Source organism: uncultured Paenibacillus sp. (assembly GCF_963515335.1).
In the GTDB taxonomy this organism is placed as follows: Bacteria; Bacillota; Bacilli; order Paenibacillales; family Paenibacillaceae; genus Paenibacillus_I.
Genome location: NZ_CAUPYC010000081.1, coordinates 1 through 16940, shown reverse-complemented (window position 1 = coordinate 16940; position 16940 = coordinate 1). Strand labels below are relative to the sequence as shown.

Below are 16940 nucleotides of genomic sequence, written 5' to 3'. Positions count from 1 at the left end.
AAGCAATTCCGAAAACAGCTTCAGCTTATTTAAGCGGGTTTACTGAATAGTTACCGCAATAATACCATGACTCACACCTCGCTGAACGGCCCAGTGTCATGCCGGAACCCATCGCCTCCACTAAAAATGCGCCCACCAAATGGTGGGCGCACTGTTTTTGAAAAATCTAATTGGCCATTCTTAGCAAATTATTAATTTCATATTCACAGTTGCTTCAAAATATTATTTGCAACTTCAAATTTAAAATTGATATTTCAAGATTTTATTGGCAACTTCATAATATTATTGTTTATCAACAAATGTCAGGCCTTTGCTACCCTTCCCTACTCCACCGTAACACTCTTCGCCAAATTCCGCGGCTTATCCACGTCATGGCCGAGCGCCAGCGAGGCGTAGTAGGAGATCAGCTGCAGCGGCACGACCGACAGCGCCGGCGTAAGCAGCGGCAGCGTGTTCGGGATGGCGAACAGCTCATCGACCGATTTGGCGACCTCGAGCTGGTTGGCCTGGTTCGTGACGCCGAGGACGTGGGCGCCGCGCGCCTTCACTTCCTTGATGTTGCTCAGCGTCTTCTCGTACAGGTCCTCCTGCGTCACCAGCGCGATGACCGGCGTGCCTTCCTCGATCAAGGCAAGCGTGCCGTGCTTCAATTCACCGGCCGCATACGCCTCGGAGTGGATGTACGAGATCTCCTTCAGCTTCAGCGAGCCTTCCTGCGCAACCGCCCAGTCGATGCCGCGACCGAGGAAGAACAGGCTGTGGTGATGCGCCATCGAATCGGCGATCTGCTTCAGTACCGCCGACTGCTCGAGAATCGTCTCGACCTGCTCAGGCAGCAGCTGCAGCGCGCCGATGACCGATGACACATAAGCTTCGTCGCGTGTACCGAGCGTTTGCGCCAGGTACAGCCCGAACAGATAGAACGCGATGAGCTGGGACGTATACGCCTTGGTCGAGGCGACCGCGATTTCCGGACCTGCCCATGTCGTGATCACGTCATCCGCTTCACGGGCAACCGAGCTGCCGACTACGTTGGTGATCGCCAGTACGCGCGCGCCGTTGCGCTGCGCTTCGCGCAATGCCGCAAGCGTATCAGCCGTCTCGCCGGATTGGCTGACGACGATGACAAGCGTATCTTTCGTGATGATCGGGTCACGGTAACGGTATTCCGACGCGACATCCGTCTCTACCGGAATCCGCGCAAGATTCTCGATGACGTTCTTGCCGACCATCCCCGCATGCAGCGCCGTGCCGCACGCGACGATGTGGACGCGGCTGATGCCGCGGATGTACTCCGGCGTCATGCCGATCTCCGGCAGCACGACCGATTGGCCGTCCTCCGAGATGCGGCCGCGCATCGTGTCACGGTACGCCTTCGGCTGCTCATGGATTTCCTTGAGCATGAAATGGTCGAAACCGTCTTTCTCCGCCGTGATCAGATCCCAGTCGACATGAAATATTTCCTTGGAAATAATTTCGCCTTCCGTCGTCATCACTTCGACACCGCTGCGTGTCAGAACCGCCATTTCGCCGTCGTTCAGAATGTATACGTCGCGCGTATGCTCGAGGATCGCCGGAATATCGGAACCGATAAAGTTCTCGCCCTTGCCGATGCCGATGACCAGCGGGCTCGCATAACGAACCGCCACAAGCCGCTCCGGCTCGTATTCCGTCAGTACGCCGAGGGCGAAGGCGCCGCGCATTCTTTTCACCGCGCGTTGAACCGCCTTGACGATGTCGCCGTCATATTCCTCCGCGATCAGATGGGAAATGACCTCCGTGTCCGTCTCCGATACGAACCGGTGCCCGCTGATCGACAGCTCTTCCTTGAGCTCGAGATAATTTTCGACGATGCCGTTGTGCACGACGGAAAACTTATGTGAGTTGTCCGTATGAGGATGCGAATTGACGTCGGACGGCTTGCCGTGCGTCGCCCAGCGCGTATGGCCGATGCCGACCGTCCCGTTCAACGGCTCGCCCTGAAGCTTTTCCTCCAAATTGGCCAAACGGCCTTTCGACTTCGTTACCTGCAATCCTTCGCTCGTAAAAACCGCGATCCCGGCGGAGTCGTATCCCCGGTATTCCAGCTTCTTGAGCCCTTCGATCAGAATGTCCTGCGAATCTCGTTTACCGATATATCCCACAATACCGCACATGTTTAAATAATCCTCCGTTGTCGGCTCCATGCTCCCGAATGTCCCGGAGGGCCGTTACCAAGCAGGTAAAGGCGTATTTGGTTCTCCCGAACGGTTCCGGTGTGCGAATAGTTTGCCCTTACCCATGGCGTTCATCGGTGTCGGGGACATTCAGGAGTGCCTTCATTTATATTTTGGCTTTCCACACGTTTATTATCAGCATTCCGCCGCATCTTTGTCCGACCGGTTGCCCGCGTCGTTTTGGAATATCGGCTTGCGGTTGGAATGGTCAACCGGGAGGTCCCCGCCGAACAACTTCGAACACCCCCACCTCGTCAGCTTGCGTCTGCCGCCTCGCGAAGTCCGCCATCCAACAATCAGCATCCCCCGACAGCCGGCTTCTTGCAAGCTCTGGCGCTTATGGAACAGTACAACCTCTGCCCTGCCTTTCCTTCTTGAGTCATAATCCTTATCTTATTCGTTTCCTTGCCCATATGCAACCATGAGATCCGCCGGGTAAATCCGAAAAAGAACGGAATCCCCCTGCTAAGCTTTACACGGCGGAGGGATTCGTGAAACATCAGCCCAATTCAGCCTTAACAACGTCAACGATGCGTGAAACGAAGGCGGCAACCTGCTCCTTGTCGGGTCCTTCCGCCATAACGCGGATCAGCGATTCCGTGCCGGACGGACGAACCAGAACGCGCCCGTTGTCGCCGAGCTCGGCTTCTACATCGGAAACGGCTTTACCGATCGCCGCATTGCCGTTATACAGGCTTTTGTCTGCCACGCGTACATTGACCAGCACCTGGGGATATTTGCGTAGAATCGCCTTCGCTTCGCTCAGCTTTTTGCCCGAAGCAACCAACGTATCCACCAGTTGAAGGGAGGTCAGGATCCCGTCCCCGGTCGTGTTATAATCGAGGAAAATCACATGGCCGGACTGTTCCCCGCCCAGGTTATACCCGCCCTTGCGCATCTCTTCCATCACGTAACGGTCGCCGACCGCCGTCTGCGCGGATTTCAAACCGAGCTGTCCGGCTGCCTTGAAAAAGCCGATGTTCGCCATAACCGTCGTCACGATGGTGTCATGGGCCAGCTTGCCTGCCCGCTTCATCGCATCGCCGCAAATACAGAGAATATAATCGCCGTCCACCTCTTCACCCTTATCGTCGATCGCGATCAGCCGGTCCGCATCGCCGTCGTACGACAGGCCGATGTCGGCCTTATGGGCCAGCACCTGCTCCTTCAAATAATCCGGATGGGTTGAGCCGACGCCGTCGTTGATATTGAGCCCGTTCGGCTCGGCGCCTACCGTCACGACTTCCGCGCCAAGCTCCTGAAAAATACGCGGCGCCAGCTCGTAAGCCGCTCCATGCGCGCAATCCAGCACAACCTTCATGCCCTCGAACGAATGCGAGATCGTCGTTTTCAAGTAATCGAGATAACGGTATTTCGCTGCCTCATCCACCGTGACCGTCCCGATATCCCCGCCTGCGGGACGCGGCAGCCCATCAGCCACGGCATCCATCAGCCGTTCGATTTCGAGTTCCGTATCGTCCGAAAGCTTGAAGCCGTCCGCGCCGAAAAACTTGATGCCGTTATCGGCTACCGGATTGTGAGAGGCCGAGATCATGACGCCGGCATCGGCGCCGAGCACTCTCGTCAAATAGGCGACTGCCGGCGTCGAAACGACGCCGATACGGATCACGCTCGCGCCGATCGACAGCAGGCCGGCCGTCAAGGCCGCCTCCAGCATCGGACCCGAAATACGTGTATCCAGGCCGATGACGACCTTCGGTTTCTCCACTTGCCCTGCCAAAACATATCCGCCGCACCGGCCGATTTTATAGGCCAACTCCGGCGTCAATTCCACATTCGCGACGCCGCGAACTCCGTCTGTTCCGAAATATTTTCCCATACCGCTCGCTTGATCTCCTTTATCGCTGCGAACCGCCCACGGTTCGGTATTATGCCACTCATAAATTATACAGGATGCAGCCGTCGTTGCATCCGGTTGCGGAATCATTTTCCCCGGAGTACCGGGCCCATTGTCCTACCCGGCGTCAGGCACGCCGGCCGCGGCATCCGTATAGACCGCATCTCCCGAGCCCTTCCCCGTGCCCGTGTCCGTGTCCGCTCCTGTCCCCGTACCCGAGTCTCTCCCTGTTCCGGTCTTCGACTCCGCACCCGCCCCCGCTTCGCCGGCCGCTGCCGGTTCGTCGATCGTGTTCCCTCCGTCATCCGGCGCAGAAGCGGCATCCGCGTTCTCCGGATCGTCCGTTATGTCGATCACGACCGACGGCGGTGAGTCGAAGCCCGGTAAGACGAACTGCGGAAGAAGGACATTCAGCGGCACCGTATGCCGTCCCGGCGCAAGCCCGTTCAAATCGGCAATCGCTTGAACATCCTTGTTCGTCAGCTTGGCCAACACGCTCGGCGCCCCGACGACGATCAAATCGGTGACGCCTCCCGCGGGAAGCGCCATCGTCGCCGTCAGCCCCTCCTGCAGGCCCCGGATCGTTACCGGAATCCGCGGAAGCGTCCGCGTCTCCGACGCCTCTACGACGATGCCGACTTCCAGCTTCTGAGGCTCGACGGCCGCCAGCTCGCCTGTCGGCTTGAGGTCGAGCGTAAATGTGCCCGATTGTTTAATCGCCGCCAGGTTGACCACGGCTCCCTCATAAAACTCCAACCGATCGAGCGCGGCTTGCGGTCCGTAAACCGTAACGGATTCGGTTGCCGGCGTGAGAGAAGCGATACTCAACCCTTCCTGCAGTTTACCGGCAAAACCGAGCTGCAGCGGCACCTTCTTAAACGGCTTCGTGATCGGCACTTCGACTTCCACGACGTTCGGCCGCAGCCGCGCTTCCTTGATCTCGTTGCCTTGGGCATCGTAGGCGGCAAGCCGCAGCTTTTTCTCGACGACATTCTCGTCTATGCCTTCCACATCAAGCAGGGCGGACACGGTCTCAACCCGGTCCAGCAAATCCTTCGCAAGCGTCACAAAAACTCGATTGTTCGGCTTCACGACCGGCTCGCCGACCTTATACCCGTTCGCCGGCGTTCCGCTCGTCAAGATCAAGGCCTCGAATTCCTTCGTTTGCACGGCAACGATGCTGACCTTCACCCGTGCGGGCGAAATCTGGCGTACACGGACCCGCGGCGGCATCTCGTAACGTACGTTCAGCTCATGCTCGCCTTCGGCCAGACCGGTAATATCGACCCACACTTTATAGTCGTCGTTCGAGGCCAACCGCAAATCCGAACGACTGCCCTCGACGACCAGCCGCACAACGCTCGGCTCAATCGACCGGAGCGATTGGGTCGCCTCGTCGAGCCCTTCCGTCGCGATCTTCACGGCCGCAAACTCCTGCGTGTCAACCGACGACGCGACTTGATTGGGCGTCGACTCGGGGTCGTAACGAACGACCGCCCACAACAGAAGGCCGATCGTAAGCGAGATGATTTTCAGCGAGGTCGGATGGTTCAGCCACTTATCCATTGGCATCCTCCTTCCTCCGCCAGAAAGGCTTCTTCGCGGCTGTGCGATCGGCCGTGTTTCGCGGATTCAGCTCCTCGAACAGCTTCGAGACCAGCGACTCCTCCTTAATATCCCGGACGACCTGGCCATTCAACGCCAGCGATACCTGACCCGTTTCCTCCGAGACGACAACCGAAATCGCATCCGTAACCTCGCTCACCCCGATCGCGGCCCGATGGCGGGTACCCAATTCCTTGCTGATGAACGGATTTTCGGACAGCGGCAAATAACAGCCGGCCGCCATAATCTGGTTGCCGCGCACGATAACGGCGCCGTCATGCAGAGGAGAATTGGGGATAAACAGGTTGATCAGCAGCTCCGAGCTCATGCGCGCCTCCATGGCGGTGCCCGATTCCAAATATTCGTTCAGCCCGGTTTCCCGCTCGAAAACGATTAACGCGCCGATTCTTCGCTTGGATAAATAATTGACGGTCTTAATGATCTCGCCGATCCGGTCCGTAATAGCCGTATCCTCAACCGTCGAACGGCCGAAAAGCTTTCCTCTCCCCAACTGCTCAAGCGCCCGGCGCAGCTCGGGCTGAAAAATGATCAGGACGGTGACGACCCCGAAAGTGAACATCTGGTTCATCAGCCATTTCAGCGTATACAGATTGAACCATGTGCTGATGGCCCAGGTCGCCACAAGAACAAAAATCCCCTTCAGCAGCTGCACGGCCCGCGTTCCGCGCACGAGCAGCATCAATTTATAAATGATGTAGCTGACGATCGCCACGTCGATAATATCCTTAATCCATTGGTTCCAGGTTAAGTCGGCAAAATAACTCACGTATACGCCCCCTATGACGGCTGCACAGGTTCTCTTTCTATAACTTTATTATTTTCTGGATCGCACCCGATAAATCCTCCCAAACAGACAAAAAACTCATGAGAAAACCTTTATCGAGGTCTTTCGAAGATGAGCGACCGCGTTTAGAGGTAGGTTTTATCGCTGATCAGAAAGCTGTTTTCGGTCACCCGAAAATGTATACTTTCTTAATTAAGTAAAATGCGAAAACCTCCCGCATCTCGGGAGGCCTTGTCGTTACGACGCGAGCCCGTTCACCGTGCTCGTCACCTTGTACCAGAACCAATCCAGCGCTTGGTTGATCGTCCGTTCGTTTCCGAGTACTTTGGCGGTCGACGCCAGATTGAGCGATCCGTCGATAACCGTCAGATTGCCGTCGATTTCGCCGTAAACTTCCGTTGTCCCGTTCTCGACGGTCAGATCGCCCTTGACCTGGGCGCCGGCCGGAATCGTCACCGTATTACCGGCAATGACGACCTGATCCAGGTTCGTTCCCCTTACGATCAGCTCGCTGTCCTGCTCCCACATCGTGAGGAAGCTCGACAGCATGACCAACGCGAAAACGGCGGCAACCGTAATCGCAGGATGGTTGCGGAGCCAGCCGGTGAACGCATGCGGTCGGCGCTTCGGCAAGCCGTTCATCACACGGGCCGTCAGGGCATCGGAATCGTAAACGCCGTCTCCGGCGGTATCGCGTTTATCGGCGGACAGCGCTGCCTGAACGAACGCTTCGGTACGCTCAAGCTCTTCGTACCGGGCTCTGCATGACGGGCACGCGAGCAGGTGAGCCTTCAGCTTGACGGAGTGTTCGCGCGGCAAATCGCCGTCCAAATAATCATGCATACGTGACGAGGCGACGTTGCAATCCATGGCAGCCAGTCCTTTCCTTTATGTGACTTGCACATTAGCTTGTTGATATACGATACGTGTTGCCGGATAAGATGTTTCACTTTTTTTCGGCGTCCCCGCCGATGCCGCATCGAGTCACATATGCCGGGCGAGCCGCTTGCGCATGAATTCCCGTCCCCGATGAACGCGTGTCTTGACCGTCGTAACGGGCATGTCCAGCACTTCCCCGATTTCCTGCAAGGACATGTCCTGCAAATAGCGAAGCACCATGACCGTTTTGTACTTCGGAGGCAGCGTCTCAATCGCTTGCCGGATCGTCTCCTGCAGCTCCGACAGCAGGATTTCGCTTTCCGGAGTGCGGTCGTCGCTCGGAATCATCGAATAACCGTCCAGCCCTTCATGGTCCGCCGATTCGGCATCCAGCGAATAACTGGGCTTGCGCTTGCGCAGCCTGTCGATGCACAAATTCGTGGCGATCCGGTAAATCCAGGTCGAGAACTTCATCGTGTCATCGTACCGGTCCAAGTTTTTGTAGACGCGTAAAAACGTCTCCTGCACGACGTCCTCCGCCTCCTGGCGATTGTTCAGCATGCGGTGCGCCATATGATAAAGCTTATCCTGGTACAAGGAGACGATCTCGGCGAATGCCCGTTGGTCCCCCTTCAAAGCCAGCCGCGCCAGGCGCGCTTCCATTGATATCACGAACTCGTTCCTCCAGACGTGCCGGATCAACCGGCAATTCCGACCGATCGGCCATGCCATGCATGCCGTGCCGTACGTCGGACCCTTTCCTGCCATGGTACCTTATGGGAGAGCAAATGTGCAAGAGCCGGGCCGGGAAGCGGACCTCCCGTACCCGGCTCTTTGCAATGCTGAAATTGTGGAGCGATCGCGGCCTGCCGAAATTCACGATATCCGGCAATCAGCCCGTATTCCGAAGTCCCGCGGCAATGCCGTTGATCGTCAGGAGCACCTCGCGCAGCAGCTCGCTGTCGTCTCCCTCGGCCGCCCGCAGCGCGCGCAGCTCGTTCAGAAGCTGCACCTGCATGTAGCTGAGCGGGTCGACATATGGATTGCGGAGCCGAATCGACTCCTGGATGACCGGCACGTTGTCCAGAATCTCGCTTTGTCCGGTAATTTGCAGGATCATAGCGGAAGTCAGCTCATATTCGCGTTCAATCATCGTGAAAATTCTGTCGCGAATCGCGGCATCCTTAATCATGCCCGCATACTCCTTGGCAATATGCAGATCCGCCTTGGCCAGCGCCATCTGCAGGTTGTCGATCAGCGAGCGGAAGAACGGGAATTCGGCATACGCCTTTTTCAACGTATCGAGCCGCTCGTCGCTGCCGCCGACATATTCGTTCAGCGCCGTACCCGCCGCGTACCAGGCCGGAAGCAGGTAACGGCTCTGCGTCCATGCGAACACCCAGGGGATCGCGCGCAAATCCTCGAACCTGTCGCTGTTTTTGCGCTTCGACGGCCGCGAGCCGATGTTCAGCTCTCCGATTTCGTTCAGCGGCGTGGACTCTTTAAAAAAGGTCAAGAAATCCGGATCCCGGAAAATAAGGTCCTGATATTTGTTCAAAGCCGTCTCGGAAATCTGCTTCGCGATCATTTCATATTCCGCCACCGACGCCCCATCCTGTTGGGGAAACTTCGCGAGCCGGGCAGCCGTTACAAGCGCCCAGGTCGCCTGCTCCAGGCTGCGGTACGCAATCCCCTGCATCGCATAGCGGGACGATAGCACTTCACCCTGCTCGGTGATCTTGATGCCTCCTCCGACCGTATGCGGAGGCTGGGCCAGGATGCTGCGGTTAAGCGGCATACCGCCGCGGCCCAAAGCGCCGCCGCGGCCGTGGAAGAACTTCAGCTTGACGTCGTAGTCCTTGCCGACCGCCGTAATATCGTTCAACGCTACGCGCAGCTCCCAGTTGGCGGTCACCACGCCGCCGTCCTTGTTGCTGTCCGAGTAGCCGAGCATGATCTCCTGCATATTGCTCATCGCCATTACCGCGCTGCGGTAGACGGGAAGCTCGAACAGCCGCTTCATAATGCCCGGCGCCGCATGGAGGTCTTCGATCGTTTCGAACAGCGGCACCGATTGCAGGGTGCAGCGCGCCGTGCCGTCCGACTCCTTGTGGAATAGGCCGACTTCCTTCGCAAACACCATAACCTCGAGCAGATCGCTGGCCGCTTCGGTCATGCTGATCAAGTAACTCGAAATACACTCCTTGCCGAATTCCTGCTGAGCCCGGTACACGGTATGATAAACGTCCAGACATTCTCTGGTCGACTCCGAATAATCGAGATGACCGGACGTCAGCGGCCGCGGATCGTTCAGCAAATCGTGCAGCAGCTTGATTTTCTCATCTTCCGTCAACGAGGCGTAGTCGTTCACGATGTTCATTTTCGCCAAAATTTCCGTCATCGCGTTCTCATGCTCTTTGCTGTGCTGGCGGATGTCGAGCGCTGACAGGTGGAAGCCGAACAGCTCGACTTGACGGATCAGCTTGCGGATATGCGTATCGGCTACATAATCCGCGAAATGGTGGCGCAGGCTGCGGTCGATAATAAGCAGGTCCTGTTTCAGCTCTTCCGGAGTGTTGTAGCGTTTCGGCGAGCCCTTCAGTTCTTCCGATTTCGTATTGCTGAGCTTCTCGAGCATGTAACTGATCTTGATTTTGTACGGTTCCTTCTCGTTGCGCCACAGCTCAAGACAACGAACCACGTCGATGTTCTGCTTGTCCTGACGGATCGACTCCTTCAGCTCGTCGGAAATCGCAACGATGCTCGTGCTGAAGCTCAGCAGCCCCATCAATTCTTTCAGCTCTTCTTTGTATTTCTTGATTGCCAGCTGGCGGTGCAGCGTCAATGTTTCCCAAGTTACGTTCGCCGTAACGGACGGATTGCCGTCCCGGTCGCCGCCGATCCACGAGCCGAACCGCAGATAGCCGGGCACATGCCATTGCTCGCCCGGATAATATTTCTCGAGGCAGCGTTCCAACTCTTCGTATACGTCGGGAATGACGTCGAACAACGTTTCCTCAAAATAAAACAGGCCGTTCCGCACTTCATCGATAACCGTGGGCTTGCGGTCGCGCAGCTCGTCGGTCTGCCACAAGGTAAGTACCTCGTTCAACAGCTTCTCCCGCAGCTTCTCGCGCTCACGATAGGTGAGCGTCGGATTATCGAGCTCCATGACATCGTTCGCCATCCGCTTGTGAATGTCGAGCACCGCGCGGCGCGTCGCTTCCGTCGGGTGGGCGGTCATGACCAGCTCAAGCGAAATGTCGGCCATCATCGCCTTAACGTCTTCAACCGGAATGCCGCGTTCCTTCAGATCCTGGATAGCGCTCTCGATAGACCCAGGCTGTACCGCTTCGCCGGCGGAACGCTCGTAATCGCGTTTGCGGCGAATCCGGTGATTCTGCTCGGCGATATTAACCAATTGAAAATAAATCGCAAAAGCCCGAATAACCTGGTGACGAATGTCAGGGCTAAGCGATTCGATCAGCTTCTTGAATTCTTCGTTCAGCTCCGGAATGTATTCGGCACGCAAAGACTTGCTCATCTCCCGGATGTTCTCCACGACGTCCAGCAGCTCGCGTCCGCCTTGGTGAACCAATACTTCCCCCAGTATATTCCCCAAAAACCGAACGTCCCTGCGCAGCAGATTGTTCGTCTGCGACCGGTTCGCCGGCGATTGTGTCACCGCTTGATCCGACATAAGCCTTCCTCCTGACTTTCTAACGCATCATCAATAAATTCACTTAAACCATCATACTACAAAACGCGTAAGGGTTGAAGCCTATGGCAAATAAAAACAATGAAAAAAGCCTTGAATATCAAGGCTTTGCGCATTCATAATGGAGCGGGTGATGGGAATCGAACCCACGCTACCAGCTTGGAAGGCTGGAGTTCTACCATTGAACTACACCCGCATCGGACGACTATGGTCGGGACGACACGATTTGAACATGCGACCCCCTGGTCCCAAACCAGGTGCTCTACCAAGCTGAGCTACGTCCCGAAATGTAATGATAATGGCGTGCCCTGAGAGATTCGAACTCCCGACCTTTTGATTCGTAGTCAAACGCTCTATCCAGCTGAGCTAAGGGCACAAAAAATGGAGCGGAAGACGGGAATCGAACCCGCGACCCTCGCCTTGGCAAGGCGATGCTCTACCGCTGAGCCACTTCCGCAAGGTACGTCTTGAACAACTCATTGTTCGAGGCGACAATTGATAATATATCAGGTTTCAAAACAAAAAGCAAATGTTTTTTATGAAAAAAGGGTAAGGAATTTAAAGGAAGGGGTGCTTCCTTGTCGAAGTAAACGTATGCAGTCTATTGAATGCGCATACAATAGGAATATGCACACCGGACAAACAGATTCCCAAAAGTTTCCGAATACCGTTGTGGGAAAATGCAACCGTCATCATCGCCCACCAAATATGCGGGGAGAGATCTTTATGGATCTGAGAGAAGGAAGCCTCCGTGCCGGAGTAAACAATGCGCTGCTCGTGTGCTCACCGTTCTGGTTTTTCGTCGCATGGCTGCTTATCCGCTGACCCGCCTGTTTAGGCAGTCCGTATATTTCCCGCTTGAACAGGACAAAACCGGCCGTCATCATCGCGATGCAAGCTTGCCTTGCATCAATGGGTAATAATCAATATACGTCGAAAGGAGATGGTCCGCTTGATCGGTTTCAACGATAATAACCCGAATGAAATACCCGGCTCGCAGCCGGAGATCAAACCGGAAACGACAAAAGAAAAACACCTTGATACACAAGGGATTGTTGTATGTATGGTGCGCGTAGAGGGACCTGAACCCCCACGGTCTCCCGCCAGTTCCTAAGTCTGGAGTGGCCGACACATTGCAGCGCCAAACTTGGAAAGCTCTCCGCCCTTGATAAATATGGTGAGTTGGATAAAACAGCCCGCGCTAAACCTTTGGTCTAGAGCTTGGTATTCTCGTGTCTGACGCGGCTGTATAGCGCGGATCAGCAGCCGGGAACGCGGTTCGTTGCCGACCCACATCATCCAATCAAGGAAGGAGCTTTTTCAACATGTCCAAAATCGAACCCCCTCTCTCCCCGAAATCCAACCCTCCACGTTTGACCTGCCCAGCTATCAACAAGCGGTGGATCGCTTTCTGCAAGATGGCCGCTACCGCAATCTGCCTCCTCGCACGCTTGCCTTTTATGAATACCATCTCTCCGGCTTCCAACTTTTTTTGTTGATCAAGGACGAACCGTTCACTGCTGCCTCCTTTATCCCACTCGTTCAACTCATGGTGAAGGAATTGCGGGACGGAGGTCTGGCCCATATGCGGGGTTACCTTAACCTGCGCGGAGAACTGCGGATCACTGACTACGGAAAAATGGCTCGAATCACCGGCGTTCGGGTATCGCCTCATACATTCCGCCACACGATGGCGAAAATGTACATCCGAAACGGCGGTGACCCGTTTTCCAACAAATACTGGGCCACTCATCGCTCGAAATGGTGCATACCTACGTCAGGCTCTTTAGCAACGAAGTTAGAGAGCAGCACCAGCGTTACAGTCCGGTGGAGCATATGAAGCTCGAATAAACTTAGTAAAGCAAAAGACTGGAGCTTCTCAAGAAATGAGTGCTCTCAGTCTTTCTCATTTTGGAAACCAAGAATTTGAAACAATCGCAATTTTATCTGTTCGACATCATGACCCGGCAGCTCCCCCATTGCTCGCTTGACCAAATCAGAATTAATCGTAAATATCCGATTCACTTTAACGACTGAAGGTTTCAGCAACCCGCTTTGCTGCCATGACGTCAAACTATAGTCAGTGGAGAGCGTAGCTGCTGTCGAAGTAATCATCATGCAGATAACCTGACGGGTTTCCTGCTGACTCTCCTCTGAACACATAACAAGCGCCGGGCGCTGCTTCAATCCGGTTAAATCCGAGAATGGAAATGGAATCAGAACCACTGTACCTTGTTTAAATGCCATTGTACACGTCGTCCTCTTCATTGTCCCAATCTTTAAGCGCATCTTCGCTTAGCTTTAGAAAGCCCAACTGATCGACATCCTCCTGAAGACGACGATGCAGATCAAGATAGACGCGCAATTGCTCAGCCTTGGACAATTCTGAGACGTGTTGCAGCACTTCTTCCACTTGGCTCATTTCTTCTCACCTCAATTGTAGTTTAGCAAATATACAGGCTCGAAGTCCATAAACGAATACGTAAATGCGTGCAACACTTGAATTATCGTTACCCTGAGCCCCCATAGCAATGAACATTATCTTCTTGCTGATACATACTCAACAAACCTGATCGATTTCGTAATCTTCGGAGTCATCAGCCTCACCCGTCAAGCAAGTGAAACAGACATTCCATCCTGCGATTGCTGTTCCAATCGCCCAAATTGGTTGCCCGCATTGGCTGCAGCAAGCTCCCTCATGTTTGGCTGTAACCGCCGCTTTCAAGTTTATAACGACATCTTGTCTATGTTCCTTAGGATTGTTTTTCATATAGGATGACACGAATTTATTGATTGATATAGGAATCACTGTGACTGACATTTCCTCTGCCTCAAGAATCGTAAGGATGCACCTATGTATTTTTCAAGCTCTATGATTCACTTCTTTGACATTGTATTGTAAAAATGGGATGCCTGCATGGATGCTGCAAGCTCGCTCCTGAATGCGGAGTGCCGGGGATATTTGCTCCTGTATTTTTCAATAAAGCTCTTTCCTTCCTGTTCCCGTTCCCTGCTAGCCAACACTTCAGCCATCGCCACTGCAAGTCCCGCTGCTTTATGGTAGCTTCCGCGATCACCGCTTCGGTATCCGCTTCCTTCTCTAAACCCTCAATCCAATCCATATATGCCCTTGGATACTGATCCGCAGATTGCCTTGCAAAGGCAGAAATAGCGGGGATGCCTCCTTTGAGCCATACCGCTTCCCGGAGCCAAACACTAACGTGCACTCCCCCTTGCCGGGTCAAGAAGTCGATCCACTCGGCGAGGAAACCATCGAGGTCAGGCAGCACGGAATCGGAAGCATTTATGATGCTTTGCAATTTCAACTCGTGGGTCAAATATCCATAATTATTCATCGCTTCATAAACGCAAGCCGGACGCTCCAGCGGAGCGGCATTCATGTATATGCATCGGAGGAAGAGCGCAACCTGCTCCATCAAATCCACTTTCAACATCGTGCTGTAATCGGGGTTTCCCGGAAGATGCCCAGGCTCCTGCCCCATTTCAAGTATGTCGAATAGCTTGGTGTACGCATCCTCAGCAAGCCTGTATTCCCCTTGCAGCAATAAGCTTCTGGCCTGCAGAAACAATTCGTCCATTTCATCGGCCCAGCCTTCATCTCCCCAATCCCGTTCTTCACGAATCTCCTCATCCCAGCCCCAGCCGTCGCAATAGTCGCCGTTCTCCACTCTTTTCGCAAATGCTTCGATTTCATCCAGCAAAGTCTCTGCGGAGGATATGACTTCCTTCCTCTCCTCGGGCAACGCTAATTCATCCAGGAATTCCTGTCTCTTTGAGGACGGCGTTTTATCAGCCCAGCTAATGATCAGATGCACTCCCTCTTCCCATGATTTGATCGATTATTTCGGTGATATAAGCGTTATTAACCAGCAAAACGAATCTCTTCCATCAACGACCGGTGGTATTCGGTCGTGATTTGCCGGTAATAACCGTTCCACTTGCCTTCTTTCCAACGCTGTTCGCATACCTTCTTCAAATCCTTCATCCACCTGGCAGCTATCGCATATCCAGACCAATCAAGGGTTCAGACGTTTCGTCTGATAAACTATCCCTCCAGAAGTTGGTTCATTTCACGAATACATTTTTTCTCATTTTCATCCGTGCATCCTTTTTCCCACTCCATTAACAATCCGCCTAACCATTCCATAGCATCATCAGGCGCCCATTTCTTGAATTCAGTCTGGCCTTCCTTGGTGAATTTGAGAATTCCATTGGCTATGCCCAGTCCGACCCTCTTCATCTCTTGATACATAGCCAGCTTCCGATACTTCTTCAGTTGTTCTGCAAAAGGCTCAAGCGCCTCCTCCACCATTTCATACGCTGCTTCAACCGGCTCCACATAACGGAAACGATTAGATCCATTTGGACGATTCCACAAATCTTCGACATCTATGCTGACAAGTACCCTATAAACATCGTCCGCGACGTTATCTGCATCCACATCGCTTATTTTAGCTTTTGCCAGTTCCTCTATGCGAGCCGCCAGCTTACTGTTTTCCTTTGAAAGAAGACGCAAAAGAGATTTTGCCTCTTCTGGACTAAGTTGCTCCAAGTATTTAGACACGAGTGACTCCCTTCCATTACGAATTCACAGCCCTGCCGTTTGGATTTCCTCCATCAACGATCGAAACGATCTATCCCGACAGACCGGAATCAGTTTGCTAAGTGCATGTTTCTTCAATTCTTTGAACAATTTGAGCAATATCGGCTCGTTCATATAGAATCTTCGTCGTCCCCCTCAAGGCCAAATTCCGTGCTGCTGAACCATTGATTCTCTTGGCATTCCGGGCAACGTTTCGGCTCGTCCCAACCGTGTTTCTCAAAATGCTTTTGCTCCGATGCTGTAAATACGAACCTTTTTCCGCATTCCCAACATTTGATTCGTATGGATTCATATGTTTTAAGACGTGGTGCTATCAGGTTCATATCTTTACGCCATCCGAGCAAAATACTCTCTTCATGCCGTTTCCACAGCAATTTCAATTCAGGAGCAAGAAATAGCGCCGGATCGAAACGGAAACCACGAATGTTGCGTAAATGAGGTGTCTTGCCACAGTCTTTTGCTTCACAATGAAAGCGGCCAGGGCATTCGCGTTTGTGGCAAATACGTCCCAAGTATCTTCTGTCGATGCTAAATACAAATACTTCCCACGCATGAGTAGTGGAAGACATTTGCCGGCAAAACCGGGCGAGCACGGGAAGTTCGTCGAAGTGAGACAGTACAACAGCCAGGTCGATATCACCCGGATAAGGTGTCCGCACAAGCCTTATTGACTTATATTATATCACGAAAAACGAATTTACCGATTTCTGGGTTGTGGTTTCTTATCAAGCCCTTCGTATGTCCAATCAAATCAAAAAAGCCAATCAGATCCAAGGGATCCAATCGGCATTCTTATGTAGGTGGTGCGCGTAGAGGGACTTGAACCCCCACGATTTCTCGCCAGATCCTAAGTCTGGTGCGTCTGCCAATTCCGCCATACGCGCGCGGATAAAAAATGGTGAGCCATGAAGGACTCGAACCTTCGACACCCTGATTAAAAGTCAGGTGCTCTACCAACTGAGCTAATGGCTCTTGCGGGTAACAATGGCTGGGGATCTAGGATTCGAACCTAGGCATGACGGAGTCAAAGTCCGTTGCCTTACCGCTTGGCTAATCCCCAATGAGATGGTGGACGCTGACGGGATCGAACCGCCGACCCTCTGCTTGTAAGGCAGATGCTCTCCCAGCTGAGCTAAGCGTCCTCATACGGTTATGTACGGCTAGACGGCAATTGGAAAAAATGGTGACCCGTAGGGGATTCGAACCCCTGTTACCTCCGTGAAAGGGAGGTGTCT

At 53.8% G+C, this 16940-nt stretch carries 13 protein-coding genes and 8 tRNA genes; 1 reads left to right on the top strand and 20 read right to left on the bottom strand.

What is annotated here, in order from left to right:
• Positions 1–323 precede the first annotated feature (323 nt).
• The 11 genes from glmS to RWM61_RS18145 all read right to left on the bottom strand — a co-directional run bounded on the left by glmS (position 324) and on the right by RWM61_RS18145 (position 11538).
• Positions 324–2156: a glutamine--fructose-6-phosphate transaminase (isomerizing) gene (gene glmS, locus RWM61_RS18195; protein WP_314003431.1), complete on the bottom strand. Its 1833-nt coding sequence runs from the start codon at positions 2154–2156 to the stop codon at positions 324–326.
• A 559-nt stretch (positions 2157–2715) separates the two neighbouring features.
• Positions 2716–4056: a phosphoglucosamine mutase gene (gene glmM, locus RWM61_RS18190; protein WP_314003429.1), complete on the bottom strand. Its 1341-nt coding sequence runs from the start codon at positions 4054–4056 to the stop codon at positions 2716–2718.
• Between the two features lie 135 nt (positions 4057–4191).
• A complete protein-coding gene (locus RWM61_RS18185) occupies positions 4192–5640 on the bottom strand; it encodes a CdaR family protein (RefSeq protein ID WP_314003427.1) in 1449 nt (482 codons plus the stop codon).
• Complete coding sequence (gene cdaA, locus RWM61_RS18180; RefSeq protein WP_314003425.1) at positions 5633–6466, bottom strand: diadenylate cyclase CdaA; 834 nt, start codon at positions 6464–6466, stop codon at positions 5633–5635. The genes RWM61_RS18185 and cdaA overlap by 8 nt, the downstream gene beginning before the upstream one ends.
• A gap of 255 nt (positions 6467–6721) precedes the next feature.
• Entirely contained in the window at positions 6722–7354 is a 633-nt protein-coding gene (locus RWM61_RS18175; RefSeq protein WP_314003423.1) for a zf-HC2 domain-containing protein, read from the bottom strand.
• 114 nt (positions 7355–7468) lie between these two features.
• The gene (sigW, locus tag RWM61_RS18170) at positions 7469–8026 is read right to left on the bottom strand and encodes an RNA polymerase sigma factor SigW (RefSeq protein WP_399538976.1); all 558 of its coding nucleotides are present in this window, start codon (positions 8024–8026) and stop codon (positions 7469–7471) included.
• Between the two features lie 229 nt (positions 8027–8255).
• Positions 8256–11063 carry a phosphoenolpyruvate carboxylase gene (gene ppc / locus RWM61_RS18165; protein WP_314003420.1) on the bottom strand — a complete coding sequence of 936 codons (2808 nt, stop codon included), beginning with the start codon at positions 11061–11063 and terminating at the stop codon, positions 8256–8258.
• 140 nt (positions 11064–11203) lie between these two features.
• Positions 11204–11277 (bottom strand) — tRNA-Gly (locus RWM61_RS18160).
• A 12-nt stretch (positions 11278–11289) separates the two neighbouring features.
• Positions 11290–11366 (bottom strand) — tRNA-Pro (locus tag RWM61_RS18155).
• Positions 11367–11380: 14 nt separating this feature from the next.
• Positions 11381–11457, bottom strand: a tRNA-Arg gene (locus tag RWM61_RS18150).
• A gap of 6 nt (positions 11458–11463) precedes the next feature.
• A tRNA-Gly gene (locus tag RWM61_RS18145) sits at positions 11464–11538 on the bottom strand.
• A gap of 825 nt (positions 11539–12363) precedes the next feature.
• On the opposite strand from RWM61_RS18145, the gene RWM61_RS18140 reads away from it, so the two are divergent.
• Positions 12364–12921, top strand: a complete 558-nt coding sequence (locus tag RWM61_RS18140) for a hypothetical protein (RefSeq protein ID WP_314003418.1) — start codon at positions 12364–12366, stop codon at positions 12919–12921.
• A gap of 56 nt (positions 12922–12977) precedes the next feature.
• On the opposite strand, the gene RWM61_RS18135 is transcribed toward RWM61_RS18140, so the two are convergent.
• From RWM61_RS18135 to RWM61_RS18095, 9 genes are all read right to left on the bottom strand, one after another.
• A complete protein-coding gene (locus RWM61_RS18135) occupies positions 12978–13328 on the bottom strand; it encodes a type II toxin-antitoxin system PemK/MazF family toxin (RefSeq protein WP_314003416.1) in 351 nt (116 codons plus the stop codon).
• Positions 13318–13503 carry a hypothetical protein gene (locus RWM61_RS18130; protein WP_314003413.1) on the bottom strand — a complete coding sequence of 62 codons (186 nt, stop codon included), beginning with the start codon at positions 13501–13503 and terminating at the stop codon, positions 13318–13320. Before RWM61_RS18130 ends, RWM61_RS18135 begins: the two co-directional genes overlap by 11 nt.
• A 448-nt stretch (positions 13504–13951) precedes the next feature.
• Positions 13952–14917, bottom strand: a complete 966-nt coding sequence (locus tag RWM61_RS18125; protein WP_314003411.1) for a hypothetical protein — start codon at positions 14915–14917, stop codon at positions 13952–13954.
• A 230-nt stretch (positions 14918–15147) separates the two neighbouring features.
• The gene (locus RWM61_RS18120) at positions 15148–15666 is read right to left on the bottom strand and encodes a hypothetical protein (RefSeq protein ID WP_314003409.1); all 519 of its coding nucleotides are present in this window, start codon (positions 15664–15666) and stop codon (positions 15148–15150) included.
• Between the two features lie 149 nt (positions 15667–15815).
• The gene (locus tag RWM61_RS18115; RefSeq protein ID WP_314003407.1) at positions 15816–16364 is read right to left on the bottom strand and encodes a zinc-ribbon domain containing protein; all 549 of its coding nucleotides are present in this window, start codon (positions 16362–16364) and stop codon (positions 15816–15818) included.
• Positions 16365–16506: 142 nt separating this feature from the next.
• A tRNA-Leu gene (locus tag RWM61_RS18110) sits at positions 16507–16589 on the bottom strand.
• 12 nt (positions 16590–16601) lie between these two features.
• Positions 16602–16677: transfer RNA gene (locus RWM61_RS18105), tRNA-Lys, on the bottom strand.
• A gap of 13 nt (positions 16678–16690) precedes the next feature.
• A tRNA-Gln gene (locus tag RWM61_RS18100) sits at positions 16691–16765 on the bottom strand.
• A gap of 6 nt (positions 16766–16771) precedes the next feature.
• Positions 16772–16847 (bottom strand) — tRNA-Val (locus RWM61_RS18095).
• Positions 16848–16940: the final 93 nt, after the last annotated feature.